General features: G+C 46.4%; 27 protein-coding genes. 20 read left to right on the top strand and 7 right to left on the bottom strand.

The genetic code is table 11. The features are described from left to right. Positions 1-110 precede the first annotated feature (110 nt). Both AC5ELV_RS02455 and gltC read left to right on the top strand, forming a co-directional pair. Positions 111-734, top strand: coding sequence for a rhomboid family intramembrane serine protease (locus tag AC5ELV_RS02455; RefSeq protein ID WP_480282348.1), 624 nt, complete (start codon positions 111-113; stop codon positions 732-734). A gap of 98 nt (positions 735-832) precedes the next feature. Continuing rightward, positions 833-1771 carry a glutamate biosynthesis transcriptional regulator GltC gene (gene gltC / locus AC5ELV_RS02450; protein ID WP_069011084.1) on the top strand — a complete coding sequence of 313 codons (939 nt, stop codon included), beginning with the start codon at positions 833-835 and terminating at the stop codon, positions 1769-1771. 89 nt (positions 1772-1860) lie between these two features. Here the strand turns inward: gltC and AC5ELV_RS02445 are convergent, their stop codons facing one another. Next, the gene (locus AC5ELV_RS02445) at positions 1861-2532 is read right to left on the bottom strand and encodes a zinc metallopeptidase (RefSeq protein WP_023988023.1); all 672 of its coding nucleotides are present in this window, start codon (positions 2530-2532) and stop codon (positions 1861-1863) included. A 42-nt stretch (positions 2533-2574) separates the two neighbouring features. After that, entirely contained in the window at positions 2575-3006 is a 432-nt protein-coding gene (locus AC5ELV_RS02440; RefSeq protein WP_023988024.1) for a MerR family transcriptional regulator, read from the bottom strand. A gap of 294 nt (positions 3007-3300) precedes the next feature. On the opposite strand from AC5ELV_RS02440, the gene AC5ELV_RS02435 reads away from it, so the two are divergent. From AC5ELV_RS02435 to AC5ELV_RS02420, 4 genes are all read left to right on the top strand, one after another. After that, entirely contained in the window at positions 3301-4704 is a 1404-nt protein-coding gene (locus AC5ELV_RS02435; protein WP_493428997.1) for an ammonium transporter, read from the top strand. 48 nt (positions 4705-4752) lie between these two features. Continuing rightward, positions 4753-5835 (top strand): DUF294 nucleotidyltransferase-like domain-containing protein, encoded by a 1083-nt coding sequence (locus AC5ELV_RS02430; RefSeq protein ID WP_493428996.1) that lies wholly within the window; start codon positions 4753-4755, stop codon positions 5833-5835. Next, positions 5832-6569: an exonuclease domain-containing protein gene (locus tag AC5ELV_RS02425; RefSeq protein WP_061828597.1), complete on the top strand. Its 738-nt coding sequence runs from the start codon at positions 5832-5834 to the stop codon at positions 6567-6569. The genes AC5ELV_RS02430 and AC5ELV_RS02425 overlap by 4 nt, the downstream gene beginning before the upstream one ends. A 171-nt stretch (positions 6570-6740) precedes the next feature. Beyond that, entirely contained in the window at positions 6741-7385 is a 645-nt protein-coding gene (locus AC5ELV_RS02420; RefSeq protein ID WP_493428995.1) for a TlpA family protein disulfide reductase, read from the top strand. A 39-nt stretch (positions 7386-7424) separates the two neighbouring features. On the opposite strand, the gene cimA is transcribed toward AC5ELV_RS02420, so the two are convergent. Continuing rightward, on the bottom strand, positions 7425-9041 hold the full coding sequence (gene cimA / locus AC5ELV_RS02415; RefSeq protein ID WP_493428994.1) for a citramalate synthase: 1617 nt from the start codon (positions 9039-9041) through the stop codon (positions 7425-7427). A gap of 293 nt (positions 9042-9334) precedes the next feature. Between cimA and AC5ELV_RS02410 the strand changes: the two genes are divergently transcribed. From AC5ELV_RS02410 to AC5ELV_RS02400, 3 genes are all read left to right on the top strand, one after another. Next, positions 9335-10615, top strand: coding sequence for a DNA polymerase IV (locus AC5ELV_RS02410; RefSeq protein ID WP_493428993.1), 1281 nt, complete (start codon positions 9335-9337; stop codon positions 10613-10615). A gap of 161 nt (positions 10616-10776) precedes the next feature. Next, positions 10777-11019 (top strand): ferredoxin, encoded by a 243-nt coding sequence (locus tag AC5ELV_RS02405; protein WP_023988031.1) that lies wholly within the window; start codon positions 10777-10779, stop codon positions 11017-11019. A 267-nt stretch (positions 11020-11286) separates the two neighbouring features. Beyond that, the gene (locus tag AC5ELV_RS02400) at positions 11287-12711 is read left to right on the top strand and encodes a L,D-transpeptidase (RefSeq protein WP_493428992.1); all 1425 of its coding nucleotides are present in this window, start codon (positions 11287-11289) and stop codon (positions 12709-12711) included. A 27-nt stretch (positions 12712-12738) separates the two neighbouring features. On the opposite strand, the gene AC5ELV_RS02395 is transcribed toward AC5ELV_RS02400, so the two are convergent. Further along, positions 12739-12885, bottom strand: a complete 147-nt coding sequence (locus AC5ELV_RS02395) for a hypothetical protein (protein WP_493428991.1) — start codon at positions 12883-12885, stop codon at positions 12739-12741. Between the two features lie 218 nt (positions 12886-13103). On the opposite strand from AC5ELV_RS02395, the gene AC5ELV_RS02390 reads away from it, so the two are divergent. Genes AC5ELV_RS02390 through AC5ELV_RS02380 form a run of 3 tightly spaced genes read left to right on the top strand, consistent with a single transcriptional unit; the run spans position 13104 to position 15616 of the window. Next, positions 13104-14198: a quinone-dependent dihydroorotate dehydrogenase gene (locus AC5ELV_RS02390; RefSeq protein WP_493428990.1), complete on the top strand. Its 1095-nt coding sequence runs from the start codon at positions 13104-13106 to the stop codon at positions 14196-14198. Positions 14199-14233: 35 nt separating this feature from the next. Then, a complete protein-coding gene (gene yjbM, locus AC5ELV_RS02385) occupies positions 14234-15046 on the top strand; it encodes a GTP diphosphokinase (RefSeq protein WP_023988035.1) in 813 nt (270 codons plus the stop codon). Beyond that, a complete protein-coding gene (locus tag AC5ELV_RS02380; RefSeq protein WP_493428989.1) occupies positions 15047-15616 on the top strand; it encodes a DUF309 domain-containing protein in 570 nt (189 codons plus the stop codon). 85 nt (positions 15617-15701) lie between these two features. On the opposite strand, the gene AC5ELV_RS02375 is transcribed toward AC5ELV_RS02380, so the two are convergent. Next, positions 15702-16229, bottom strand: coding sequence for a thioredoxin family protein (locus tag AC5ELV_RS02375; RefSeq protein ID WP_013309735.1), 528 nt, complete (start codon positions 16227-16229; stop codon positions 15702-15704). 163 nt (positions 16230-16392) lie between these two features. Here AC5ELV_RS02375 and AC5ELV_RS02370 point away from each other — a divergent pair, with 163 nt between their 5' ends. Both AC5ELV_RS02370 and AC5ELV_RS02365 read left to right on the top strand, forming a co-directional pair. Then, the gene (locus AC5ELV_RS02370; RefSeq protein WP_493428988.1) at positions 16393-18057 is read left to right on the top strand and encodes an RsmB/NOP family class I SAM-dependent RNA methyltransferase; all 1665 of its coding nucleotides are present in this window, start codon (positions 16393-16395) and stop codon (positions 18055-18057) included. Beyond that, complete coding sequence (locus AC5ELV_RS02365; protein ID WP_493428987.1) at positions 18054-18836, top strand: pseudouridine synthase; 783 nt, start codon at positions 18054-18056, stop codon at positions 18834-18836. The genes AC5ELV_RS02370 and AC5ELV_RS02365 overlap by 4 nt, the downstream gene beginning before the upstream one ends. 125 nt (positions 18837-18961) lie before the next feature. On the opposite strand, the gene AC5ELV_RS02360 is transcribed toward AC5ELV_RS02365, so the two are convergent. Next, complete coding sequence (locus AC5ELV_RS02360; RefSeq protein WP_493428986.1) at positions 18962-20143, bottom strand: GGDEF domain-containing protein; 1182 nt, start codon at positions 20141-20143, stop codon at positions 18962-18964. 206 nt (positions 20144-20349) lie between these two features. On the opposite strand from AC5ELV_RS02360, the gene AC5ELV_RS02355 reads away from it, so the two are divergent. Beyond that, a complete protein-coding gene (locus tag AC5ELV_RS02355; protein WP_493428985.1) occupies positions 20350-21474 on the top strand; it encodes a glycosyltransferase family 4 protein in 1125 nt (374 codons plus the stop codon). On the opposite strand, the gene AC5ELV_RS02350 is transcribed toward AC5ELV_RS02355, so the two are convergent. Beyond that, positions 21471-22577 (bottom strand): YkvI family membrane protein, encoded by a 1107-nt coding sequence (locus AC5ELV_RS02350; protein ID WP_493428984.1) that lies wholly within the window; start codon positions 22575-22577, stop codon positions 21471-21473. The genes AC5ELV_RS02355 and AC5ELV_RS02350 overlap by 4 nt on opposite strands. Positions 22578-22717: 140 nt before the next feature. Between AC5ELV_RS02350 and AC5ELV_RS02345 the strand changes: the two genes are divergently transcribed. The 5 genes from AC5ELV_RS02345 (at position 22718) to AC5ELV_RS02325 (ending at position 25235) form a co-directional block, all read left to right on the top strand. Beyond that, complete coding sequence (locus tag AC5ELV_RS02345) at positions 22718-23323, top strand: DedA family protein (RefSeq protein ID WP_493428983.1); 606 nt, start codon at positions 22718-22720, stop codon at positions 23321-23323. Positions 23324-23407: 84 nt separating this feature from the next. After that, positions 23408-23980 carry a xanthine phosphoribosyltransferase gene (locus AC5ELV_RS02340; RefSeq protein ID WP_493428982.1) on the top strand — a complete coding sequence of 191 codons (573 nt, stop codon included), beginning with the start codon at positions 23408-23410 and terminating at the stop codon, positions 23978-23980. 101 nt (positions 23981-24081) lie between these two features. Further along, entirely contained in the window at positions 24082-24426 is a 345-nt protein-coding gene (locus tag AC5ELV_RS02335) for a hypothetical protein (protein WP_007429850.1), read from the top strand. A 141-nt stretch (positions 24427-24567) separates the two neighbouring features. Further along, positions 24568-24789, top strand: a complete 222-nt coding sequence (locus AC5ELV_RS02330; RefSeq protein ID WP_493428981.1) for a hypothetical protein — start codon at positions 24568-24570, stop codon at positions 24787-24789. 116 nt (positions 24790-24905) lie between these two features. Continuing rightward, a complete protein-coding gene (locus AC5ELV_RS02325; RefSeq protein WP_493429339.1) occupies positions 24906-25235 on the top strand; it encodes a carboxymuconolactone decarboxylase family protein in 330 nt (109 codons plus the stop codon). The last annotated feature ends 21 nt before the right edge of the window (positions 25236-25256 follow it).

The following is a 25256-nucleotide window of genomic DNA, read 5'->3' as shown; positions in this document are numbered from 1 at the left end:
CCTCCTTGGTTTTTAGCATTGGTTATCGTTGCCGAAATCTATTATAATCTTTTATAAAAGACATTGTCCAATTTGAATAAGGTGGAGACACCCATGAAGGAAGGATTGCCTTGATTTTTTTACGTTATGAGAACTGGAAAAGTTATTTGAAGTTTTACCCAGTAACCTGTCTGATTTTGCTCATTAATATTGTGATGTTTATTGTACTCACCGTACAGGGTGGATCGGAAAATAGTTTGACGCTGATCCGATATGGAGCTTTGATCAATGAAGCGCCATTCACTGATCAACTGTGGCGATATGTATCAGCCATGTTTTTACATGCAGGGTTTGATCATCTTCTGTTCAATTCCTTCGCCATACTCGTCTTCGCTCCTCCGCTGGAGCGTTTGCTGGGGTCCTTCCGCTATGTGTTATTGTATCTGGTTACGGGTATTGTAGGGAACATACTGTCCATCGCGCATTACAACATGGTGGCGGAAACGACAGTCTCTGTAGGAGCCTCAGGAGCGATTTATGGCATCTATGGAGCATTCCTATACGTTGCCCTGTTCCAGCGGTCACTGATGGATGATGCTTCGCGCAAAACACTGTACACGCTGCTTGGGTTTGGTATCCTGTTTTCTTTCGCTGTAGCGAACATTAACTGGACCGCTCACTTCGGGGGATTGCTCAGTGGGTTTTTCCTTTATGGATTAATGATCAGATTAACTGGCCAACGCAAACGTCACTAAAGACAGTTTTACCGTAAATTAGCAGGGGAAGAAAGAGGATGATGTTCGATTGACGTCTTCTTCCGGATGTTGAAAAACAGATTGGAGCGAATATCGGAGTGGAATTACGACAGTTGCAATACTTCATGAAGGTAGCGCAAAAAGAACATGTCACTCAGGCAGCCGAGGAGCTACATGTGGCGCAATCTGCGGTAAGTCGGCAAATTCATCAGCTTGAAGAGGAGCTGGGAGTCAATCTTTTTATGCAAAAGGGTCGCAATTTGCAGCTTACGCCAGTGGGACAACTATTTTGCAAACGGGTTGAGACGATTATAAAAGATCTAGAGCGAGCTGTTTTGGAAGTTCATGAGTTTTTGGATCCTGAGGGGGGCGAAATCCGCATCGGTTTTCCGCACAGTTTGGGGATTCATCTTATTCCTACGGTGGTGGCTGAATTCCGAAAGCGGTATCCCAATGTTAAATTCAGGTTTAAACAGGGGATGTACCCGAGTTTAATTCGTGATGTGTTAGCGGGTGAGGTGGATTTGGCTTTTGTATCTCCTTTTCCGGATCGTCATGATCATGTAGAGGGGGATGTGGTGCTGACCGAGGAGTTGTTTGCTGTTCTCCCGCCCAATCATCCTTTAGCTACGGCCAAACACATCACGCTGAGTCAGCTTAAAGGAGAAAAATTCATCCTGTTCAGAGATGGATATTCGTTACGTCCGATTGTCTGGCAGGCTTGTCTGGAGGCAGGGTTTACGCCGGATATTGCTTTTGAAGGTGAAGAGACAGATACGATTCGCGGATTAGTTGCAGCTGGTATGGGAGTCAGTCTTTTGCCTGAAATGGCGTTGTTTCAGACCAACCCACTTCAACCTGCAAGAGTGTCGATTGTTGATCCAGAAGTCACGCGAACTATTGGCTTGATTCATCGCAGAGATGACAAACTACCATTAGTTGCAAAGTCATTCCGAACTTTTTTGTTGCAATATTTTGGCCTTAAAGGTAGTGTTGCTACTCCGAATGGAAGTGCAAAAGCAGATTTAGGACAGTGAGTATAGCTGATTGGTTTTAGATAAAGAAAAAAGGTTGTTCCTCTACCGTTAACTTGGTGGAGGAACAACCTTTTTTGCGACATAAGCAATTAATCCCGGCTGTTAAAGATACCGATTAAGCGGATTAGTTCCAGCAAGGAAACGAGAGCAGCGGCCACATAAGTTAACGCTGCAGCATTTAATACTTTGGCTATACCCCGTTCTTCATCACTGCGGATAAACCCTTCGGAAACCATAATTTCTCGGGCCCGGTTGGAAGCATTGAATTCAACCGGTAATGTAATTAATTGAAAAGCAACAGTGGCCGAGAAAAAGATAATACCTAGGCCAATCAGGTTTGTGTAGCTGAATAAGAAACCGGCAATCAGCAGAAACGGTGCAATCCCGGAAGCGAAGTTTACGATCGGAAAGATCCGGTGACGGAGTGCCAACATGGGATAATGCTCTTTATGCTGAATGGCATGACCGACCTCGTGACAAGCTACGGCAACTGCGGAAATGGATTTTTCGTAATAAACGGGCTCGGACAGCCGTACGACTCTTTGCATTGGATCATAATGGTCAGATAACGCACCAGGTACTGGTTCAATAGGCACATCATGCAAACCATTGCGATCCAGCATGTGCCGTGCTGCATCATAACCGGTCAACCCATTTTCATTTGGTACATCAGACCATTTATTAAAAGTACCTTTTACACGGAATTGCGCCCATAAGGATAATCCGAACGCAAGAATAATCAATATATACATACCCATCATAAAGCAACCCTCCAATATTGTTCATCATACTAGCCTGGGCATCTACATCATAGAACTATGCTCCAACAGATACTTCAGAGCTTCGATACAAGCGGCGCTTTGTGGTAGTAGACCAGTAAGCAACTTGCGCGCTTGAACGGGCTTGAGTTGCCCCAAAAGAGGCTGTAGTTCATTGACTTCACGTTCTAGACGCTGCATGTGCATCTCCAGACTCGTTAGTTTGTCAGTGACGTGCTCTTCCCCCGCGACCGAGTTCCATTTAATCAGTGTCTGTCTGATTTCCTCAAGGCTATACTTCTCTTGTTTCATTTGGTTAATACGTTCAAGCCTGTTTAAGGTTTCATCATTATAAAGCCGATAATTTTTCAATGATCGTTCTTCAGGTGTGATCAAACCAAGCTTTGTGTAATAATCAATAGTTCGTTCGCTGACACCAGCCGCCTTGGCTAGCTCACCAATTCGATACAGCTTCATATCCCCATCTGTCTTCACCTCGCGCTCTTCGTTCAACCTTCAATATTAGCATTTGCATACGGAGTGTTTATAAAGAATATTTTACATGATTCCCAACCATACAGTCAAACGTTATGCTTTTTTCGGACAGAAACAAGCTACTTTTATAGTTAGTAAATATGACATGGGGTGTTTGAGACTGCGTTTTTTTAACATAATAAAAAAAATCTTGTCAACTTTCATGTATTCTGATTATAATGACAATAAGAATTTCACGAAATGTAAAGAAACTTAACATTCGAGGGAGTGGGCTTCATGAGAAAAAAGTGGTTAGTTATATTATTGGCCATGCTGACAGTATTAGCTTTTCCGGTAGGTGCGTTTGCTGCTGACGGTCCGACAAATATTCAACTTCAAGCCGGGCTAAACACGGCCTTTACGTTCTTGGCATTTATACTTGTATTTTTTATGCAAGCGGGATTTGCATTGCTGGAGGCAGGCTCGACACGAATGAAGAATGCGGGTCATGTCGCTGGTAAAACGATTCTCACCACGGGTGTTGCGGCTTTGTCCTTCTGGGCACTTGGATTTGGATTCGGCTTTGGCAATGATGGTGGAAACGGATTTATGGGACTGACGGGTTTCTTCATGAGTGGTACGGATGCGGCTGCATCGTTTGATGCTCTCTCAGCTCTGGATGTTCCGATTACAATTATGTTTTTGTTCCACTTTGCTTTCGCTGCGGTATCACTTTCTATCGCATGTGGGGGGATGGCAGAGCGTGCAAAATTAAGTGTATACATTATCTTCGGTATTTTGTTCTCTATCGTGATCTATCCGGTTGTAGCTCACTGGGTGTGGGGCGGCGGATGGCTTGGTAAGTTGGGCATGCAGGATTATGCCGGTTCGACGGTAGTCCATTTGACAGGCGCTACGGCGGCACTCGTCGCTACACTGCTGCTCAAACCGCGTCTGGGCAAGTTCAATAAAGATGGCAAGCCGAACATTATCCCTGGTCATAATCAGGTGTACTCTATCTTGGGTGTTATTATTCTCTGGTTTGGTTGGTTTGGGTTTAATCCGGGTAGTGCTGTATCGGCTATGAACGACGGATTCTTTGGATATGTGGCCTTGACTACCAATATTGCTGCTGCGGCAGGTGGGGTTTTCGCTTTGCTCGTATCCTGGATGGTATACGGAAAGGCAGATATTCCTGCTATGCTAAACGGTGTGCTGGCGGCTTTGGTTGCTATTACTGGTTCTTGTGCCTTTGTAGCCCCTTGGGCGGCATTGGTCATTGGTGCAGTTGCAGGGATCGTCACTTTCTTCACAGCGCAATGGTTCGAGCGTGCAAGAGTAGACGACCCGGTATATGCTTTCTCCGTGCACGGTGTTGCAGGGATGTGGGGCGCAGTGTCCACAGGGTTCTTCGCTACTCCTGAGCTTGTAAAAATAACTGGTGTAGGTCAAGCGGGTCTATTCTATGGTGGTGGATTTACCCAATTAGGAGTACAGCTGCTTGGACTGATTGGCACTTTGGCTTTCGTGTTCGTCATTTCCTTCATTATTTTGGGTGCGATGAAAGCAATTATGGGCATTCGCGTTACAGAAGAGGAAGAAACGATGGGGCTGGATATCAGTGAACACGGTACGTACGGCTATCCTGAGCAAATGAAGTTGGTTGCCGAGGCTGAAAAGCGTTCTGGAATTGTGAACTAATATGTAAAATATAAAGAATCAGTATGGATGAGCGGAGGAGATGGAAGTATGGAACTGCAAAATATGGCCCCTTGGGTGAGTTCCGCCGAAGCGATTGATCAAGCAGATACGCCTGAATCGCTAAGGCAGGCCAGGGTCGACTCTCAAAAATGGCTGCTGGCTTCCCAAGCCTCCGCTCCGTTATCAGACTGGTTACGAACGGCGAATGAAATGCATGACCGCATCGCGGCCAGAGCTGTACAAATGTGTGAAAAAGGGATGGTTGAGGATGGCTTCGGCCCTCCTCCCGTCCCTTACGCATTTATAGCCTTCGGAAGCATGGGGCGCTCGGAATCGACGCTGTGGAGTGACCAGGATAACGGTATGATTATCAGTGACATAATATCTGCTGACAAAGAATTGTATTTTAGAGAGTTTGGTCGCAGAGTGTCTGCGATGTTAGAGTATTTGGGATATCCCAAATGTGAGGGGAAAGTAATGTGTTCGGAGCCGTTGTGGCGTCAAACATTATCTGAATGGCAAAAACAGCTAACAAAATGGTCGGACGATTTTGCTTGGGAGCCGATCCGTTATCTGATTATCTCGTCTGATATGAGGCATATCGCTGGAGATGAACGACTATCTGCAAACTGGAAACGAAGTTTTTATGAGTTGTTCCGAAAACATCCTGATTTACCCTCGGCGGTACTTAGGAACACAGTGAGGCATAAAGCGACACTTAATATTTTAGGTCAGATCGTTACCGAGCGCTTCGGTGAGCATGCGGGCGATTTTGATGTGAAATACGGGTTGTACATCCCGCTGGTGAACGCAGTCCGTTTTTTGGCGTTGCAACATGGTGTAGAGGAAACCTCCACCTTCAAAAGGCTCAGTCGTCTCGCATCACTGGAAGCGGCACCGTTGCCTTTACTTGATGCTTGCGAGCGTGCCTTTCGGATTGCGCTTCAGCTACGAATGGCTACGCCAGTGAAGGAGAATGATGGATTGCTGGTCGGCAATGGCTACCTGGCTGTAAAGCCGCTGAAACAAGGTAAAGGCTGGCATGAGTTGCGTGAGGCGCTTTCGACGGTACGACGGCTGCATCGTGCGTTGCAAAGGCAGTTGCGATTTATGGAAGGGAGAAGGTCATGAAGGAACCAGCGCAGGGAAGTGGCTTCTGGAGCGCTCTCCGAAGAGGAGGAGTGCCGTCTGCAATCGCATCTGTAATGGGGGCTCCTACGGCTCAGCAGATGGCGTTTATTCGCTCCTTAACCCGGGAGCAACGGCGCTCTGAAGTATTGCGGACCCCGCTGGATCGTTTGGAGACGGTCGTTTTTGATCTGGAGACAACGGGATTTTCAGCACAGCATGGAGATGAGATTTTATCGTTCGGGGCGATTCGGGTTGTCGGGGACATGATTATGGAAAAAGAGCAATTTTATACGCTTGTTAATCCACGGACTGTGATTCCTGAGCACATTACTGAGCTAACTGGGATTACCCGGGAAATGACGGATGAAGCTCCACCACTTATGAATGGACTGCACGACTTTATGTCCTTTGTAGGTGGGCGAGTACTTGTAGCACATGCTAGCGCTCATGATAAGGCCTTTTTGAATGCTGCATTATGGAAAACATCTAAAGTCCAATTGACTCATCGTGTTCTGGATACGATGATGCTTGCCAAATGGCTTGAGCCACAGCAACATCAAACCTACAGTTTGGATGAATTGTTGACCTACCAATCCATTCCGATTGAAGGGCGGCACCATGCGTTAGAGGATGCGAAAATGACGGCTAAGCTGTGGGTTGCGTATGTTCAGGAAATGTTGAAGCGTAACGTGACTAATTTGGCAGATGTCTACGCGCATTTAAGTCATGCCTGATTCAGTGCGAGGCATAGCATTCATATACACATAAAAACAGCAAGTTCGCGATTTTCGTGGGTTTGCTGTTTTTTGCGTCCTGTTGAGATTTAGAAGGTTAGAGGTGGGAGCAGTATGGGCATCCTATGGAGAAGGTAAGGGTCATTTAGATGAAAGACAGGTGATAAGACTGTGAAAAGATTCATTTTCATCAGAGCGATGGTTATGCTGGTTGTGGTTGGGGCTTCATGGGGAGTTATTGCAAACACAGCTTATGCAGCAAGCCTGCCCATGAAAATTGAACCATTAAAAGAGAAATATGGTAGAGGAAGACTTGAAGCTAAGATAGAGGTAAAGGCTGAAACAGATGCGGTAGAGGTACTTAAAAAGATAAAGCTCGGTCAACGGCTTCCTTCTATGATTTTAAAGGGGTTAAACGGCAAGACCTACGATGTAGGGGCCACGCGCAATAAAGCTTTGGTTATTAGCTTTTGGGCTTCATGGTGCGATCCGTGCCGATTAGAAGCGCCTATGCTGAATGAGTTGTATAGTAAGTACAAAGATGATGTGGATGTGTATGGTATCAATGTAACTCGCTATGATCGATTGGAGGATGTGCATAGGTTCTCCCGCTCTTTGGATCTCCAATTTCCCATTTTACTTGATGAGCAAGGAGCATTGTTTGAACGATTTGGAGGGGTGGCTTTTCCGACTCATGTAATGGTTGATCCTCATGGACAGGTCCGCGAAATCATCATCGGCATGCTCAGTGAGAAGGAGATGGAACGCAAAATAGAAACTCTTCAAAAAAAGAAGGTGTCTTTGGGAGCCGAGTAGACCGCCAAAGGCACCTTATAAGCTCATGCGAGCACTTATTTAGTGATTAACTAATCCATGATGAGTTAGCTCTGCCTGATCGTTTTTTGGAGTTGGTGCTTCCAACAACGCGTAACGGAAGCTGTCCAAGAGAGCTTCCCAACTGGCTTCAATTACATTTTCGGATACGCCTACGTTACTCCAGACGTCCTCGTAATTTTTGGACTCAATGAGCACACGTACCTTGGCGGCAGTGGCATCCTTTTCGTCAAGCACACGTACCTTGTAGTCAGCCAAATGCATGTCCCGCAAGGCAGGGAAATATTGAGAAAGAGCCTTACGGAGTGCGTTATCGAGCGCGTTGACAGGGCCGTTGCCTTCAGCTGCGGTATAGACACTCGTCCCTGCGACATTCAGTTTCAAGAATGCCTCGGATACGACCGGGCGACCGGCTGTTTTCTCTACCAGCACTTTGAAGGACTCAAAAGAGAACATTTCCTTCACTTCACCACCTGCTTCACGAATGAGCAGTTCCAGCGAAGCATCCGCGCCTTCAAACTGGTATCCCTGATGCTCTAGTTCTTTGATACGACTAATCACGCCACGTGCCTCATCACTGGATGGGTCAAGGGTGATACCTAGCTCTTGCGCTTTGGATACCACGTTGCTCTGCCCGGCCAGTTCGGAGACCAAGACCCGCTGCTTGTTCCCCACGAGTTCAGGAGCGATGTGCTCATAAGTTCGCGAGTCACGCAGAATGGCTGACACGTGGATGCCCCCCTTATGGGCAAAAGCTGCATTCCCCACATAAGGCTGGTTCACAGGCATATTGACGTTGGCGACTTCGCTCACAAAGCGGGCTGTATTGTGGAGTTGATTTAACTTCTCAGTATCTAGACAGTCGTAGCCCAGCTTGAGCTGCAAATTAGGAATGACGGAGCACAGGTTAGCGTTACCACACCGTTCACCGTAGCCGTTGATGGTACCCTGAACCTGCCTTGCGCCTGCTTGTACAGCGCTTAGAGAGTTTGCTACTGCCAATTCGCAGTCATTGTGTGTGTGAATACCCAACTGTGACCTCGTTATTTGGCTTTGCAGCATAGTGACTATTTCCTGAATCTCATGCGGCAGGGTACCGCCATTTGTATCGCACATCACGAGCCAATCCGCGCCTGCTTCTTCTGCCTTTTTCATAACGGCGAGTGCATACTCGGGATTGTTTTTATATCCGTCGAAAAAATGTTCGGCATCAAAAATAACCTCCATGCCCCCTTGCTTTAAAAAGGCGATGGAGTCGTAAATCATAGACAGATTTTCCTCCAGTGTCGTCTGTAAGGCGGTGTGTACATGAAAATCCCATGATTTACCCACAAGTGTAGCAGCCTGAGCGCCGGATTCCAGAATTCGTTGCAGATTGACATCCTGTGCTGCGATGCTATCTTTGCGGCGCGTGCTGCCGAAGGCGACAATCTTTGCCCGAAGGCCCAGTTCTTGTACCCGTTTGAAAAATTCGATATCCTTGCTGTTGCTTCCGGGAATCCCGCCTTCAATATAATGAACACCGAGATCATCGAGTTTTTTGGCGATTTTCAGTTTGTCGTCAGCAGACAAGCTAATTCCTTCTCCTTGAGTGCCGTCTCGCAGCGTTGTGTCAAAGATAGAAATAGCGGTGGACATGAGGGACTCCTCCTTTGCGGATTGCTCAGATTGGTTGATGCTCTGCTTTTTTAAGCATATTAATTTAGTTGTTTAACGCTTAAAAACAGGAAAGCGTTAGTTTGTCGTGTTCGTATGTTAGTCGATTATATCAACTTATGACTTCGATTGTAATATATAATTATCATTTTTAGCCGCAAAACCTTAATTTTTTATGTAAAATAGAAATAGCATTTAAGGGTATCTCAAGTATAAAATCAGAAGACATCTTCCCGCTATGACGGGTAATTTACAGTTAAAAAGAAGGGTTGAGCATGAAAGATGTGAATGCTTATTATCCGGCTGGTGGGCGAGTTATTCTGCATGTGGATATGAACGCATTTTATTGTTCCGTTCATGCAGCGGAGGAGCCGGAGAAATATAAGGGACTGCCTACCGCGGTGGCAGGGAGTAGTGAGCTGCGCAAAGGTGTAATTGTGACCTGCTCTTATGAAGCCCGGCGATTGGGCATTTCAACAGGGATGGTCGTTCAGCAGGCACGCCGGATCTGTCCGCAGCTCATCGTAATACAGCCTGATTTTCACTTGTATCGTCGTTATTCCAAAGCATTTATGAGCATTGCATATTCGTATACGCCTATGCTTGAAGCAACTTCAATTGATGAGTGCTATCTGGATATTTCTGGATCCAAACAATTTGGAACACCTATGGAAATTGCTGAAGAAATCCAGCGCAGAGTAGAAGACGAGCTGGGTCTGCCCTGTTCAATTGGAGTTGCTCCCAACAAGTTGCTGGCCAAAATGGCCTCTGATCTGAAAAAACCACGCGGGATCTCTGTTCTACGTTTGCGTGATGTACCCAATATTTTATGGAACCTTCCTTGTGGTCAATTGTTTGGAGTGGGCCGCAAAACGGCAGATAAGCTTCTACAAATGAATATTCGTACCATTGGACAACTGGCTAAGGCCGATGAGCATATGCTGGTTGGCGTATTTGGTGTGACGGGTTCGTGGTTAAAATTGGCCGCTAACGGAATTAACCATTCTCCAGTTAGCACTGAACGGGAGCCAAACAAGTCCATCGGTCACACGACTACCCTGCCTATGGACGTGGTTAAGCTGGAAGAAGCCCAACGGATACTCCTTAACATTAGTGATCAGGTAGCCCGGCGGCTACGACGACACGGTATGCTGGCAGGAGGTATACAATTGACGATTCGGACGCCGGATATGAAGACCTTTACGCGTTCTCAAGTCAGGAACACTCCTACGGAAAGTGCAGAGGACATATATAAGGAAGCTTGTGCATTGTATCGTCGCCATTGGGGAGAAGATAAGCCTGTGCGCTTGCTGGGGATTACGCTACAGCAGCTCATTCCAAAGGAGGAAGCGGCCGTTCAAATGGATCTATTTGAATATCAGGATCAGCCTAAGAAAGAAAGCTTATTGAAGACGATGGATGCACTGCGTGACAAGTTTGGTGAAAATGCAATTTTGACTGCTGGGATGCTGGGAGATGATCCTTCGGTACTTCTTCGCAACTCCAAGCTGCGCGGAACTTCGCTGCAAAAAGACAATCTACCAACTCCGGAGTGAACTTTTGGATAGATTATTGCAAGCATCAGAAGCTTACGTTATAAGTATTTTTTGCACGAAAGATAAAGGAAAATAATTTGTAATAATATTGGGTTTGTATTAATATGTGAATAGAATGTAAAAGCTGGTTTGTTTGATTGTATAGGAGGAAGAGAAAAGTTATGGCTAAATACACTTGGGTAGAAAAAGATACATGCATTGCTTGCGGAGCCTGTGGCGCTACAGCACCTGACATTTATGATTATGATGATGAAGGTTTGGCTGAAGTGATCTTTGAAGGGGATGCAAACCAAGGCATCAAGGCAATCTCGGATGATTTGTTTGATGATATGCAGGATGCTTGTGACGGTTGCCCTACAGATTCCATTAAAGTAGCAGACGAGCCGTTCAATAAAGAAGGTTAAGCGTAGGCTTCTTCGATAGGCACAGCACCGACAGCTCCCTTCGCCGTATAACGGTGAAAGTAAGCTGTTGGTGCTGTTTTTTTTTAGATTATAGAATGGTTCAGCAGAGCTGAACTATTCTATAATCGCAAGAAAAACTTCTGCCAAGCGCGGTCTGGCTTCCGAAAGTACGTCGATAGACGTTTTTTTTATGTGCTGTCCATCGAGTCTATTTTGACCGATATACATAATAGGAAGTATGCAAGATTACACGATCAGGAGGATCCGATGAACCATTCGCCTCATCTTAAATCGTATGTAAAAAAACACCCTGATAATAAAATGGCCTGGTATTTACTCGGCAAAGAGTATGAGAGCAGCGGTCAGGAGGGCAAAGCAAATTATTGCTTTAATCGCGCAGGAGAAGTGTTCGAAGCCTTCGAGCATAAACAGATTCCGGCAGACGTATGGATGGAATATCAGGATAAACTGGTTCAGATGTCCAAGGAGAAGGAGCGAAGGACGGCTCGAACACGCCACCTGTTAACTGCGTTAATGGTACTACTGCTCATATGGGTTCCTTCAGCCAATTCACCGAGACCTTCAAATGAGAATGCATTTGTGCCATCCGGAACGGAGCAGGCAGCAATTGATAATATTGAAGTTGCAAAAGTGGCCACCGCTGATCCAAAAGGGATGGCCCAGATTCGTGTGGTTGGTGGTGTGTTTACGGCTCAAGCTCGAAAAGGGAGTGGAGCTGGAACGGGGCTTACTGATTTGTTGGCTAAGACTAGCCGACTGCCGTCCAAGACTACGGTGTTGGGTATGGAGCAAGGGGGCTCGTGGCTGCTCTGGAGAGAGGGTATGAAGCCACTACTTAGTGTACAGAACAAAGGGAACGGGGGATTAGCTGTTCAGTCTTACGACGCCGCTGCGTGTGCTTGCAAGCCGTCAGACAGTGAAAATCTTCGCAAAGCAGGTCTAAAATGGGCTGCTGGACAGGAGGAATTGGCTGTGCTGAATAGCTCCATGCGTGCTTTTCGCTCACAGCATCAACGTCTTCCCCAGAGTCTTGATGAACTGACTCGAGACTTTCCCGCTAACACGATGTACGGTACGACAGACGGGATGAAGAAGGCTTTTACACTTATGCGTAATTTACTTGCTTCACCTGGACAGGGAACAGGGAAGGCAGTAGATTTAGACGCTGACTCGTCGGCTGGAGGCAGTCCATTACTGGCATCGTCATTGCACGGACGGCCTTTTCTGGGGCAACCGCTGAGAATTGTGGTGGACAAATCCAAGCACAGGCTCGCCCTGGTAAGTGGCAATATACTTATTCGAAATTATCCTATCGGTTTGGGTGGAGAAAGAACACCAGAAGGGAAATTTGTGATTACCGATAAAGTAGTAAATCCGAACGGCAAATCCAACGGTGAGTTTGGCAGTCGTGGAATGCAACTGTCTGCAACGAATTATGCCATTCATGGCACGAACGAGCCGGACAGTATTGGCAAAAATGAGTCGTTAGGTTGCGTCCGAATGGGTAAAGAGGATGTGGAGGAATTGTTTGCACTCGTACCTTCGGGTACGGAGGTGGTCATTGGTAACGGGGGATTGCCTGATCAAGTGCTTGTGCCTGGTTCTCGATTTACAAGTGAGCCGCAGCATGACCAGACGAATCCCCGCAAAACCTATCACTGGCTAAATTAACGTTTTGATGCTATTGCTACTTGGTGTTTAACGATTTCCTGCTTGTGCTAAAACAACGATCAGAATAATCACAATGATGAGGAGAACAAAGCTGACGGCGGTCCATACAATCGCTTTCTTGTTCACCTCATCCTTTTTCTTTTGCAGACTGGGCGGCTTGCGCTTGGTCTTCATATCAGCAATCCCTCTTTTCTAACGGGCTAAGGTCTTGTCTTACTATGTCCATTGTAAATGGTTTGATTATACATTTTCAATGACATCTCCATGACAACTGAATTGTTCTGATACTGCACCTCGCAAATTACTTTCTTTTTGGTATGGAAAAAGCTAAACTATTTTGTAGAGATGTTTTTTTAGGATTGTGCAAGGGCATAGAACGGAGTGGATGAATCGTGTTGTATCGAAGGATTGCGAAACCTGTTTTTTTTAAAATGAGTCCAGAGACGGCCCATCATGTAGTCATTGACGGTTTAAAACATGCGGGCTCACTTCCTGGTGGAGCAGCGACACTGCGAGGGATGTATGGAGTCAAGGAAACGGAGGAGCTTGCCGTTGATCTGTTTGGCATTCATTTTCCCAACCCGATTGGACTGGCTGCAGGACTGGATAAAAATGCAGAAGCGGTTACTGGTTTTTCTTCTATCGGGTTTGGATTTATGGAAGTGGGAACGGTGACACCTGTGGGACAGCCCGGCAATGATCGGCCCCGTTTGTTCCGACTGCCTCCCGATGAGGCGTTAGTCAATCGGATGGGCTTTAACAATCTGGGTGCTGAGAGCATGGCCAAACGTCTGGCTGCACTCAAACATCGGCCTGTTCCGGTCGCAGTTAATATCGGCAAAAATAAAAACACACCCAATGAGGATGCTCATAAGGACTATGAAAAGTGTATTTCCGCACTGTATCCGTATGCGGACTTCTTTGTAGTGAATATTAGCTCGCCGAATACGCCGGATTTACGAAAGCTCCAGCATGGTAATGAACTGAAGTCGCTATTGGAAGCGGTTCGGGCAGAGATGGGAGTCCAGGCGAAAAAGTATGGCAATGCCAAGTCTGTACTGGTTAAAATTGCGCCGGATGTATCGGATGAGGAATTGGAATATATGACAGATGCGATTGCTGCCAGTGGAGTAGACGGCATTATTGCGACCAATACAACAATATCCAGAGCTGGTCTGACGCACCGAAATGCGAGTGAAACAGGAGGGCTGAGTGGTAAGCCGCTGCGTGACCGTTCCACAGAGGTCATCGGACGGGTGTACCGCCAGACGGAAGGCAAGCTGCCTATTATCGGATCAGGCGGTATTTTCACGAGTCGTGATGCCTATGACAAAATTAAAGCAGGCGCAAGTCTGATTGAAATTTATACAGCATTGATCTACGAAGGGCCGGAAGTAAATAGAGCTATACATGCTGGCCTACGTGAGCTGCTTCGAAAGGACGGCTTTAGACACATTACCGAGGCTGTTGGTGCAGATCACAGATAAAAAAGTGTTTGTCGGAAGAGACAGGAGGTACGGGGATGGACGGAAGAGACTGGGGAACGTTTTTACTGCCATACGATCAGGCGGTGGAAGAGCTTAAGGTCAAGTTCAAAACAATGCGTGCGGAGCTGAAAAAGCGCGAGGAATACGCTCCTATCGAATTCGTAACCGGACGGGTTAAAAAAATATCAAGCATCCTCGATAAGGCGAAGAGATTACAGGTTCCTTCTGATCAGCTGGAGACGGGAATCGAGGATATTGCAGGCATTCGCATTATGTGTCAATTTGTAGAGGATATTCGGCGGGTGGCCGAATATATCAGAAGACGTAAGGATTTGACCGTACTGTATGAAAAGGACTATATCACCAATTATAAAGACAGCGGCTATCGCAGCTTTCATATGATTGTGGAGTATCCGGTTCAGACAGCAGTGGGGCTGAAAATCGTACTCGCAGAAATTCAAATCCGTACCTTGGCTATGAATTTTTGGGCAACCATAGAGCATTCTCTTAGCTATAAGTATCGTGAAAGCTTGCCTGACAATATGCGCACACGGTTGAAAAAGGCAGCTGAGGCAGCCTTTGTATTGGATAATGAGATGTCTTCCATGCGTCTTGAAATATTGGAAGCGCAGAAAAAGTTTGAGGATGAAGCCAATATCGTATCCAAAGTGCTAACAGGCATGCATCGGCTGTATTTCTACCATAAGATCAGTGAAACGATTGATGCGCAGCGCAGATTTAATGAACTGTGGGAACGGCACGACATGGAAGGAATTAAGCTGCTTCACGATGAGGTCAAGGAGATGCTAGAAGCCTCTACCAAGGAAGAAGACAGGGATGAGTATTAAATGGCACACCTTTCCTACGAACCGCTGTACGTGACTTATTTGGTATACTTCAATCGGGATCGGGATTACTTTGAATGTCATGAGGTACTGGAAGAGCTGTGGCTTAAGCTGGACCGTGACCCTGTATATAAAGGTTTGCTGCAAGTTGCTGTAGGACTGTATCATTTTCGGAATGGTAACTATCGTGGTGGACATATGATGCTGGACAGTGCGGTCCACAGACTGGAGCATGCTCCTTCACAGTTGCTAGGCATTAATATGGCAAAGCTGGTGGATGAGGCGCGCGTTTGCGCCCGTCAGCTTGCTGAAGCTGTTATGACCGGTACGGAAGAGCTTCAGCATCAACCGCCGGTTTATCGGGATTTGACGATTGAAATCGTCGAGCCTGGGCTGCGCCGGGCCGTGGAGAAGGCATCGTCGTCCATTCCAGTCAACATCCCACAGCAGAGGGGTCCTCGGCGTGGGGAAAAGCATGAGCAGCGTCAGCAGGCGCTGGCAGCTTCAATTAGGCGAAGACAGGCCGCTGACGGCTCAGGCTCTGTCACGGCGGAAACGAAGAATGCGCCTTGAGTTTGAAGCACATGCTAAGCAAGCAGCCCGATCCGTTTCATGGGGATCGGGCTGCTTTATCGTTTTCAGGTGTGTGAACGTTTGTCTAGGAGGTTACGTTCTTTTTATATTTCTCAAAGAAGGCTTTGAAATCGTCGAGTGTGTACCCATTGTCCGAAGGACTTTCCTTCAACCCGCCTACCATACGTTCCTTTTCCACGCCTTTTTCGTAATAAATGAGCGTAGGGGTATACTCAATCTTATACTTGTCCCAGCCATCCTCATACTCACGCAGGTTAAATTCGTGCATCGTGATGTTCTCCTGCTTGCTCAAAGGCAAGAGCTTGGGAGTAGTAGCGCGGCAATGCACACAGTCGGACGCGAAATGATAGACGAAAAAGTTTTCCTTTTTGTCAATTTTGCTCTGTAGATCTTCCGGCTTAATGATTTGCTGATAGTTCGGGTCATTCAGCAGCTCTTGAGTAGCAGGATTTAACGAGGCTGTGGAAACGCCATACAGCTTGTTTTTAGTGCCTGAATTTAAAGCGAGCAGCACTCCAAGCAAAATGACCAGCACAACAAAAAAGCCGATGACAGGTATAAGCTTTTTTTTGTTGGATTTTTGTGCGTTCAATGCAATCTCTCCTATCAAAATTCAAAATATGTAGCTATGAATCTCATTATTATACAACATTACAGCTTGTAGTGAAAGTTTGTAAATCACACGGATATTGCAGAATAACAGGTTGAATATGGTACAATAAAATTTATTTTAAAAGGACAGGATGATCACGATTATGGGTGTACAGCTCCCCACAGCATTTGTAAAGCGCATGGAGCAATTGCTCGGCGACGAATTTGAAGCATTTATGACCACCTATGACCACACGCCCCATGCCGGGATTCGCGTCAATACGTTAAAAATTCCGGTCGAGGACTTTAAGGAACGTTCTCCGTTCGAGCTGCGGCCGATTCCGTGGTGTGGCACGGGTTTTTACATTCCGCACGGTACAAAGCCGGGATTACATCCTTACTACCATGCGGGGCTGTACTATGTACAGGAACCGAGTGCAATGTCTCCAGTTGAGCTGCTCAATGTAGCTCAGGACGAAGCTGTATTGGACTTATGCGCTGCACCGGGTGGGAAATCGACCCAAATAGCTGCCAAACTACAAGGAAGCGGCGTATTGGTGACAAATGATATTAGCGCGGACCGAACTAAAGCGTTGGCTAAAAATGTGGAATTGTACGGTGTGCGTAATGCCGTGGTACTGAATGAAAGCCCGGATCGAATCGCCGATGCCTTTCCACATTTTTTTGACAAGATACTAATTGACGCACCTTGCTCGGGAGAAGGTATGTTCCGCAAGGATGAGGACATGGCAAAACAATGGGAAACGCATTCGGTAGATAAATGTGTAGTCATGCAACGGGACATTTTGCGTGTAGCGGCCTCAATGCTGAGCGCTGGAGGGAGAATTGTCTATTCGACCTGCACCTTTGCGCCAGAAGAAAATGAAGGAATGATCGCAGAATTTCTGGAGGCTCATCCCGATTTTGACGTAGTCCCTGTTCCATCGGAAGCAGGTTTTGCACCAGGCCACCCGGAATGGATGAGTGAAGTGGTCGCGGCAGCACACCCCGAACTGCGGGGAACAGCACGTCTTTGGCCGCATCTCGTAGAGGGAGAAGGCCATTTTATCGCTGTGTTGCAACACCAGGGTGGTCATGCCGCTGGGACAGAAGATCACACTGAATCCGGGGAATTGGCTGAACGTGAGGACAAGAATGACAGGGCGTTGAACATAGATGCAGCGTATCCACGGAAGAAGCAGTTTTTGTCCGTCAAGGAAGCGCAGACGCCAAGCGGTCAAGGAAGACATGCAACTGGTGAGCCTAAACGAAGTGGAAAAGGAATGGACGGGAAGTCCGGTAAAGGAAAGTCTGCGCGCGGCTTGGGTGGCAATAAGTCCCGTTCTGGCAAAGAGAATGTAAAATCCGCTGCACGCTCTCCACAGGATGTGCTGGAGTCCTATCACCAATTTGTTAAGGAGCAGCTGGAGGTGTCCTTTACAGGCTATACGGTGGTCTACGGAGATCGCATTTATCAGTCGCCACTGGCATCACATCGTTTGGACGGCCTTAAGGTGGTGCGACCAGGCTGGTTTATGGGTGCCGACAAGAATGGTCGCTTTGTGCCTTCACACCCGCTGGCGGTGGCATTACGCCCTTCAGAGGCGGTTAGAAGTATCAATCTCTCCAGTTCAGATGCTGAGGCCATCCGGTATTTAAAAGGGGAGACCTTGTCCATCCCCGTTGAGAGAATGGCACTGCGGAACGAAGCCCAGCCCAAAGGCTACACTCTCGTGTGCATTGATGGTTATTCGGCTGGGTGGGGCAAGTGGCAGGACGGCATGCTCAAAAATGAATACCCTACAGGCTGGAGGTGGACATCGGTATGAGTGGAAAAGGGAGACAAACGCAACGTTTGGATAAAGTTTTAACCCATATGGGATATGGCTCCCGTAGTGATATCAAGCGACAGGTGAAGCAAGGGATGATCACGGTTAACGGGAGTACCATCAAGGATAGCGGCTTACAGGTTCATCCATACCAGGATCAGATTGAAGTGAACGGCGAACGTGTTGTTTTTCGGGAGTATATTTACATCATGCTGCACAAGCCACCGGGTGTTATATCTGCAACCGAAGATACAAGGGAGCGGACGGTACTGGATTTGCTGAATGCGGAGGAACGACACTTTGAGCCTTTTCCAGTAGGACGCTTAGACAAAGATACAGAAGGGCTATTGTTGTTGACCAACGACGGTAAGCTAGCGCACGAACTACTTTCTCCACGGCGACATGTCCCTAAAACGTATGAGGCTACCGTGTCGGGTCATGTCACGGAGGAGGATATTCATCAATTTACAGCAGGGGTGGAACTGGATGATGGGTATGTTACCCTTCCCGCGCAGTTGACCATTCTTCGCCACGAACATCCGTACCAGGCAGATGGAGAAGTCATTTCCTATATTTCGCTTGTAATCCATGAGGGTAAGTTTCATCAAGTGAAGCGTATGTTCGAGGCGGTTGGTAAAAAGGTGACCTATTTGAAAAGAACGGCCATGGGGCCATTGAAGCTGGATGAACAGCTTCCACTGGGCAGCTATCGAGAGCTGACTAGTGAAGAACTGGCATGGATCGGCCGGGATATAGCCTCTGCAACGTCAGAAGTTTGATAGACAGATTAAATATAAATGACGCACAGGCTCTTAAGAGATTCCTGTGCGTCATTTTATGGTATAGACAACCAGACAGAGAATTATTCAAACTCAACTTTCAACAACGAATCGCAGTTTGCAAATTATTGTGCGCGTGCTGCCCGACTTTTTTTCACTTCGGCTGCTTTATAAGCTGTAACCTTGTTTTTACCTGTCGTTTTGGATATGTACATCGCTTGATCGGCCTGCTTGACCAGTTCATCCGGGTTCATTTCCTTCTTCACTGTACTGTGTCCGACACTGATCGTGACAATGCTTTCTTCCGCGACCCGCTCGCGGATACGTTCTGCGACATGTCCAACCTTGGCACGTCGATCCACAACCATTGCGACCAGTTCCTCGCCACCGTATCGTCCGGTCAGTCCGATTTCATCCAGTTCATCCTCCATAATCTGTGCCACCTGTTTGAGTACTTCATCCGCACGAGCATGGCCCTGCGTATCATTCAGCTTTTTGAAATTGTCAATATCGCAAAAAATGACCGACACGCGGATTCCTTGATCCATATATCGCCGTAGTCGTCCCGAAAAATATTTACGGTTATATAGACCTGTCAGGCCATCGGTGATAGAAGAACGATAAATTCTTTGGAGCAGCTCCACAATTCGTTCAAACAGAATGATGAATAACGTAGTGTAGTACAGTAATGGTAAAAATGACATATATAGGAGTGTGTTTGACCTGCCAGCTTCTTCTGAGATGTCATTTCGTAGCCACAAATAGCCGAGCCAGAGCAAATACATGAATAAGCCCGCTACATACTTTTTTGGCTGCCCGATTCGTGGGGTGATGAACACAAGGCTCAGTATAAGTACCAGTATTCGATAAAACAGAGTAAACCCAACTAGTTTCGCCGCGCTGATCCAAGCGGGCAACAAACCTGCAGTCCAGGCAATAACCGGCAATATCAATAACGCACCCAGCAGTAGCAAGGTCCATGTCTGCACACGTTTCAGCTTCCGGTAGAGTTGAAATACGGCGGCATTAATGAGCACAAAGGCAGACGCCTCCAGCGCATTTTTCCACACGATTCCTTGGAGTTGTATCTTGCCTCCGCCTGCTGAATAGAGATTCATGGCTTCATATGTCATAATAATAATAGCGGCAACCGAAAAAAGGATATAGGCTTTTTTTCGTTGTCTGCTATATATGATCACGCACATCAGTGCCATCATGAGTATAATATACAAACCGCAGGCTGCACTTACGGCCTCGGCCAGAGATGGGAAATCTAAGGTTCCCGATAAGGACAACAACGTCAACATCACCGACTCCATTTGCAAAAATAGTCAATCTATTGAACGGATGATATCGTCCCGATACAATAGACAGGATTTATCCCATTTAAAATGTTATAATTTTCTTTTGTGACTAACATTTATTCTCAATATATCATCTTTCAGAAAATCCGGAAACCTATACATACAATCTGTGATCCGGGCAGTTTAATGCTTGAAAGGGGAAGCACGTCATGAAATTGCTACAGGCTCTCTTTTTCCCACCCGAGCAACCGGGAGGCGTTTCATCCATGATTCCATATCTGCAAGAGCGATTTACATCCCCCCGTTGGGAAATGGAACTATTTTCAATCCCTAAACGGATTCGCAACAAGGGTAGGGACGAAGTAACTTTTGATACCTTTGACTGGACGAGATATGAACAATATCCAATCGTTCAAAAATATATTCAGACGTACCGTGACTATTTGTGGTGGACCCGGCTTCGTATTCAGAAGCCCTATGACCTCATTCATGCTCATCATCCGATTGCCGGGATTGCTATGAAAACTGTTTTTCCTGACATCCCGCTCGTACAGACGATTCACTCTTCCTATGAAAAGGAGTTAATCCTAAACGGGAAAATAGAGGAGAACGGGCCTGAACACCAATTCTTGGTGTCACTGTACGGGGAAATGGAGCAGAAGGCGGATCGCCTGATAGCCGTATCTCATTCTTTTCAGCATTACTTAACTCCTTACGTTCAGAATCCGCAAGACATTGCAGTCATTCCGAATGGATATGATGAGAAGCGCTTCAAGCCCATTCCGCACGAAAATGAAGTGACACAGCTCATAACCGTTTGCCGCCTTGTTCCGGCGAAAGGACTGGATATTTTATTGCGGGCTTGTGCTGAACTTAAAAAAAGAAATCTGGAATTTGTACTTCATATTATTGGAGACGGTCCGGTTCGCCCTGAGCTTGAAGAGATGGCGCGACAGCTCGATATATACCATGAGACGATTTTTTATGGATATACCCTTCATCCAGAAGAGTTTATGCCCTTCTTTGATGTATTTGTTTTGCCTTCTCGGGCGGAGGCCTTTGGTTCGGTATTTGCGGAAGCAGCGTTGAGTTGTCTGGCATTGGTAGGTACAGAAGTGGGAGGAATACCTGAGCAGATTGAGAACGGGGTCAATGGTCTGCTCGTGCCACCCGACAATCCGAGGGCACTGGCAGACGCATTAGAAAAGGTCATTGCTGACCCTGCCTATCGTTATGAGTTGGCTAGATCTGCCTGCGATAAGGCTAAATCAAGCTATTCTTTAAGTCGGGCGGTTAACGAGTTGAAGAAAATGTATTTGAAATTTCCACATTAACCATGACGGGTATCACTTGGTTTGGAATCAGAATGCCGAAAGCTGGAGCGAGGACGTGAGGAACGGAAAGGTCTCCCACGTCCTGCTATGATCAGTTTACTAACCCACATCAGACTGAGCATTCCGAAAATAGGATAAAGGACAGATAACAGTGAACTGAAACCGAACTGACTGATTAAAAAACAGGTGAGCATAATGAATAGTGTGATGAGCTTGGGCGAAATTTGGACATGCTGACGAATTTGCAGACTGACTCCATAAATGTCGGCTACAAAGGTACTGAAGATTTCCATGAAAATGAGTAGAATGTATATGATTTCGACAAAGGCACCCAGACGGTAAGCGATGCTTCCCATAGGGATTTCAAATTGCTGAATGCCCGGCATATGTGCTGACATGGCAAAGTGTGCAGCCATCAGCATAAAACCGACACCAATTCCTCCCAAAACTCCGCCCCAGCGGATGGTTCTTCGGGAAAAGGTTTGGCTACCAAGGGGTACAAGCACGGCTTGGGCCATAGTTAGGTTGAAGGATGTGTACAGCAGTGGAGAGAGCAAGGTTCGAAATGTACTGTGATCTGTTGTATTCGTAATAAAACTCTGAGGATTGGGCATAGAGAGCGTGCTGTGAACGAGCAGAAGAGACATGATGATCATTAAAGGAACAACCACAGTGTTCATGTGCAAGATGGCTTTAATGCCTTTACTTAGCAGCAAATAAGTTCCAATCAGTGTAATAAGCAGTCCGGTTTGGTAATGCATATGAAGATGCTCTACAAAAACAGAGCCGGCTCCTGCCAGCATGACACTGTTTACGCCAATCAGCACGATGAGTGTGAACCAGCTAATCCATTTCCCGGCATTGGCGCCAAAAAGATGTTTGTTCAGGTCCTCGTAGGATTTGGCTGAAATATCATGAGCGATCAGCATCATTTTCGTACCCAACCATACAAATATGATTGTGGACAGCATAATAGTGAGTGTAGCCCAACGACCATATTGCGTAAAAAATTGCAGAATTTCTTGTCCGGTAGCAAATCCGGCACCGACGATTGTACCGATGTATGTAAAAGCAATCTGAAAAACATGAATATTACGTTTCATCCCCAGTCCCTCCTTGCCTGCTTGAATAACGCTGCAGCGAGCATATAATACAAACTATGTTCAACTGAAATAGGACATGACTGGATGAGACTGAAAATAATTAAAGTGAATTAATGAATAGCTTGACGGGAGCGTAATTTATGGGTCAAATCCTTGCATGGATACTGGAATACGGATATTTGGCAATGTTCGGCTTGCTTGCACTTGGAGTAGCGGGTATGCCGATACCCGACGAAGTGCTAATGATCGCCTTCGGCGGGCTCGTGTCTCAAGGGCACTACAACTTCATTGCTGCATTGGCAGTCACATTTTTCGGTAGTATGACGGGTATGATGCTTAGCTACACACTGGGGCGTCTGCTGGGCAAACCACTTTTGCATCGATACGGAAAATGGGTGAGGCTTACGCCTTCTAGAATTGCCTCTTCTGAAAATTGGTTTGGGCGTTATGGTACATGGGGAATCCTGTTCGGATATTTTGTCCCCGGCTTGAGACATGTATCCTCTTATCTGGCAGGTACAACCCGTCTAGGCATTTTTCGCTATATCAGTTATGCATCAGCAGGAGCTTTGCTGTGGTGCGGTACATTTTTGGGAATTGGACATGCGGTGGGCATGCACTGGGAGCAGGTGGCGAAGTTAATGGAGAAGGTGACGCATCGGATAGGGCTGGTCGTTATTCTTTTAATCGTTGTGGGAGGAATCACCGCATGGTTCTGGAACAAACGTAAAAAAAATGTCACATGATCGCATGGAAAGAAGCTGTAGCTTGAAAGCGGCGGGTGAAGTATGGTACTTTTACCGCATAGGAATGCCGTGGGAGGTCATGTAATGGAAGTATTAAAGAAACGAATTTTAAATGAAGGCGTGATTGCATCAGATCAGGTGCTGAAGCTGGATGGTTTGCTTAATCACCAGGTTGATCCAGAACTGACGATGGCAATGGGACGAGAGTTCGCAGCACGTTTCCAGGAAGAGAAGATTACCAGAGTAGTGACCGTGGAGTCCTCAGGCATTGCCATCGGGTTTGCGACAGCATTGGAATTGGGTGTACCGTTGGTATTTGCTCGTCGTAAAAAGACCCTATTAGCTGATCCAGACGCGCTGTGTGAACGCGTACCTTCGTTTACTAAAGGCATTGTTACGGATATTATGCTGTCTCGTCAATATATTCACGAAGATGACCGTGTTTTGTTCATTGATGATATTATCGCTAATGGTGATGCGGCGCGAGGCATGGTTAAAATCATTCAACGCTCCGGAGCGGAGTTGGTTGGGTTCGGTGTGGCAGTGGAAAAAAGCTTTCAGGCCGGAGCGAGAACCATCCGTGAGCAAGGTATTCGTGTAGAGTCATTGGTCAAAATTTCGTCGTTAGCTGACGGCAAGATTGAGTTTGCTGAATAGTAACAATTCAAAACTCCTGATTCTTATTTGTAATAATAACCTTTGCATGAGCTCCAATTTCGCTTATAATATAGATAAGGTTTTGGAGAGGAGGCAGCAACATGGGGAAAGAACAATTGACCGAACAGTTTTTTCTGGAAAAACTGGCAGCGGCTAAAGTACACTTTGAGCGTGCCTTGGATTGTAAGCATACGGAATTCGACGATTTGTATCCCTATATGATTGAACATCCTCAGTTTTTTTGGTATAAACGCTATGTGGCCTGGTCTGAGTTGTTGACGTTGGTTAACCTATGCGAAGAATTGTCCTTCTCTTGGAAAGAAGAATTTACTGCTCACCAAGTGGAGTATGTAGATCAGCGAGTGTTGTCTGCACAAGTGCTGGACTTCTGGTACGAGAAGAACGATACAAAAGAACATGATCACAGTGTAAATCAGTCGGGATAATTTGTCGCTCTGTTGGCAATCCATATAAGTAGTAAGAGAGAAGAGACCTAAATGATTCGTTTAGGTCTCTTTTTAAACTTTTTTCATGCATATAGAATCATGATCGTTATGTTAAAAAAAGTGAATAAGGAGGGGACAAGGATGATTATGGACGAAGAATTGGATGCTTATCGACTCTCCGGTGAAAAGGTGCGTGTCGTACGTGATGGATTGGAGTCCAACGATGTTGTTGGCATCGTACTGGCATGGGATGATGAACAGGTGCTTATACGCCGCCAGAATCGACGTGTGGTCAAATTGGATCGCAGCTATACATACCAGCCGTTCAGCGAGCCGCGTCACAATCCGATAGATATGGATTAGGAATGGTTCTAAATGGGTGTTGGATAAAAATAACTGAGTGATTCATTAGGCATACAGAAACTCTAAATCGGACACAGTAATGAAGGAAAATCCAACAGAGAGGACGTGCTGTGTCAATGACGGTTATGGACGAAAAAGTACATGCATATAAGGATCAAATCAGCCATTTGGAAGATCAGTTGCCTGAGGTAGTTCATGCATATCATCGCTTTACTGGAGAGTGCTTTCAAGCCGGCAGCTTAGATGAGAAAACCAAGCAACTGATTGCGCTAGGTATTGGCTTATTTGCCAACAATGAAGTATGCACATTTTATCACGTGGACGAGGCGCGGTCCAAAGGTGCCAGTGATCAGGAAATTATGGAGACCATTGCTGTAGCCGCAGCGGTGGGTGGAGGACATGCTTTGAGCCAAGGGGTTACGCGTGTACAGGAGGCGTTGCAATAAAGCGAATCATTAATAGATATG

The organism is Paenibacillus sp. NMA1017, from assembly GCF_058895805.1.
Note: the sequence above shows the minus strand (reverse complement) of the source record. Positions and strands in the feature narration are given on the sequence as shown.

Bases quoted from the DNA above. Each gene is read 5' to 3' on its own strand.
- AC5ELV_RS02335 (WP_007429850.1), top strand. From the start codon at position 24,082: ATGGGGAAAGAACAATTGACCGAACAGTTTTTTCTGGAAAAACTGGCA.
- AC5ELV_RS02370 (WP_493428988.1), top strand. From the start codon at position 16,393: ATGGGTGTACAGCTCCCCACAGCATTTGTAAAGCGCATGGAGCAATTG.
- AC5ELV_RS02365 (WP_493428987.1), top strand. From the start codon at position 18,054: ATGAGTGGAAAAGGGAGACAAACGCAACGTTTGGATAAAGTTTTAACC.
- AC5ELV_RS02350 (WP_493428984.1), bottom strand. From the start codon at position 22,577: ATGAAACGTAATATTCATGTTTTTCAGATTGCTTTTACATACATCGGT.
- AC5ELV_RS02445 (WP_023988023.1), bottom strand. From the start codon at position 2,532: ATGATGGGTATGTATATATTGATTATTCTTGCGTTCGGATTATCCTTA.
- AC5ELV_RS02360 (WP_493428986.1), bottom strand. From the start codon at position 20,143: ATGTTGACGTTGTTGTCCTTATCGGGAACCTTAGATTTCCCATCTCTG.
- yjbM (WP_023988035.1), top strand. From the start codon at position 14,234: ATGGACGGAAGAGACTGGGGAACGTTTTTACTGCCATACGATCAGGCG.
- AC5ELV_RS02410 (WP_493428993.1), top strand. From the start codon at position 9,335: ATGAAAGATGTGAATGCTTATTATCCGGCTGGTGGGCGAGTTATTCTG.
- AC5ELV_RS02405 (WP_023988031.1), top strand. From the start codon at position 10,777: ATGGCTAAATACACTTGGGTAGAAAAAGATACATGCATTGCTTGCGGA.
- AC5ELV_RS02425 (WP_061828597.1), top strand. From the start codon at position 5,832: ATGAAGGAACCAGCGCAGGGAAGTGGCTTCTGGAGCGCTCTCCGAAGA.
- AC5ELV_RS02330 (WP_493428981.1), top strand. From the start codon at position 24,568: ATGATTATGGACGAAGAATTGGATGCTTATCGACTCTCCGGTGAAAAG.
- AC5ELV_RS02345 (WP_493428983.1), top strand. From the start codon at position 22,718: ATGGGTCAAATCCTTGCATGGATACTGGAATACGGATATTTGGCAATG.
- AC5ELV_RS02435 (WP_493428997.1), top strand. From the start codon at position 3,301: ATGAGAAAAAAGTGGTTAGTTATATTATTGGCCATGCTGACAGTATTA.
- cimA (WP_493428994.1), bottom strand. From the start codon at position 9,041: ATGTCCACCGCTATTTCTATCTTTGACACAACGCTGCGAGACGGCACT.
- AC5ELV_RS02395 (WP_493428991.1), bottom strand. From the start codon at position 12,885: ATGAAGACCAAGCGCAAGCCGCCCAGTCTGCAAAAGAAAAAGGATGAG.
- AC5ELV_RS02355 (WP_493428985.1), top strand. From the start codon at position 20,350: ATGAAATTGCTACAGGCTCTCTTTTTCCCACCCGAGCAACCGGGAGGC.
- AC5ELV_RS02440 (WP_023988024.1), bottom strand. From the start codon at position 3,006: ATGAAGCTGTATCGAATTGGTGAGCTAGCCAAGGCGGCTGGTGTCAGC.
- AC5ELV_RS02325 (WP_493429339.1), top strand. From the start codon at position 24,906: ATGACGGTTATGGACGAAAAAGTACATGCATATAAGGATCAAATCAGC.
- AC5ELV_RS02430 (WP_493428996.1), top strand. From the start codon at position 4,753: ATGGAACTGCAAAATATGGCCCCTTGGGTGAGTTCCGCCGAAGCGATT.
- AC5ELV_RS02380 (WP_493428989.1), top strand. From the start codon at position 15,047: ATGGCACACCTTTCCTACGAACCGCTGTACGTGACTTATTTGGTATAC.
- AC5ELV_RS02400 (WP_493428992.1), top strand. From the start codon at position 11,287: ATGAACCATTCGCCTCATCTTAAATCGTATGTAAAAAAACACCCTGAT.
- AC5ELV_RS02340 (WP_493428982.1), top strand. From the start codon at position 23,408: ATGGAAGTATTAAAGAAACGAATTTTAAATGAAGGCGTGATTGCATCA.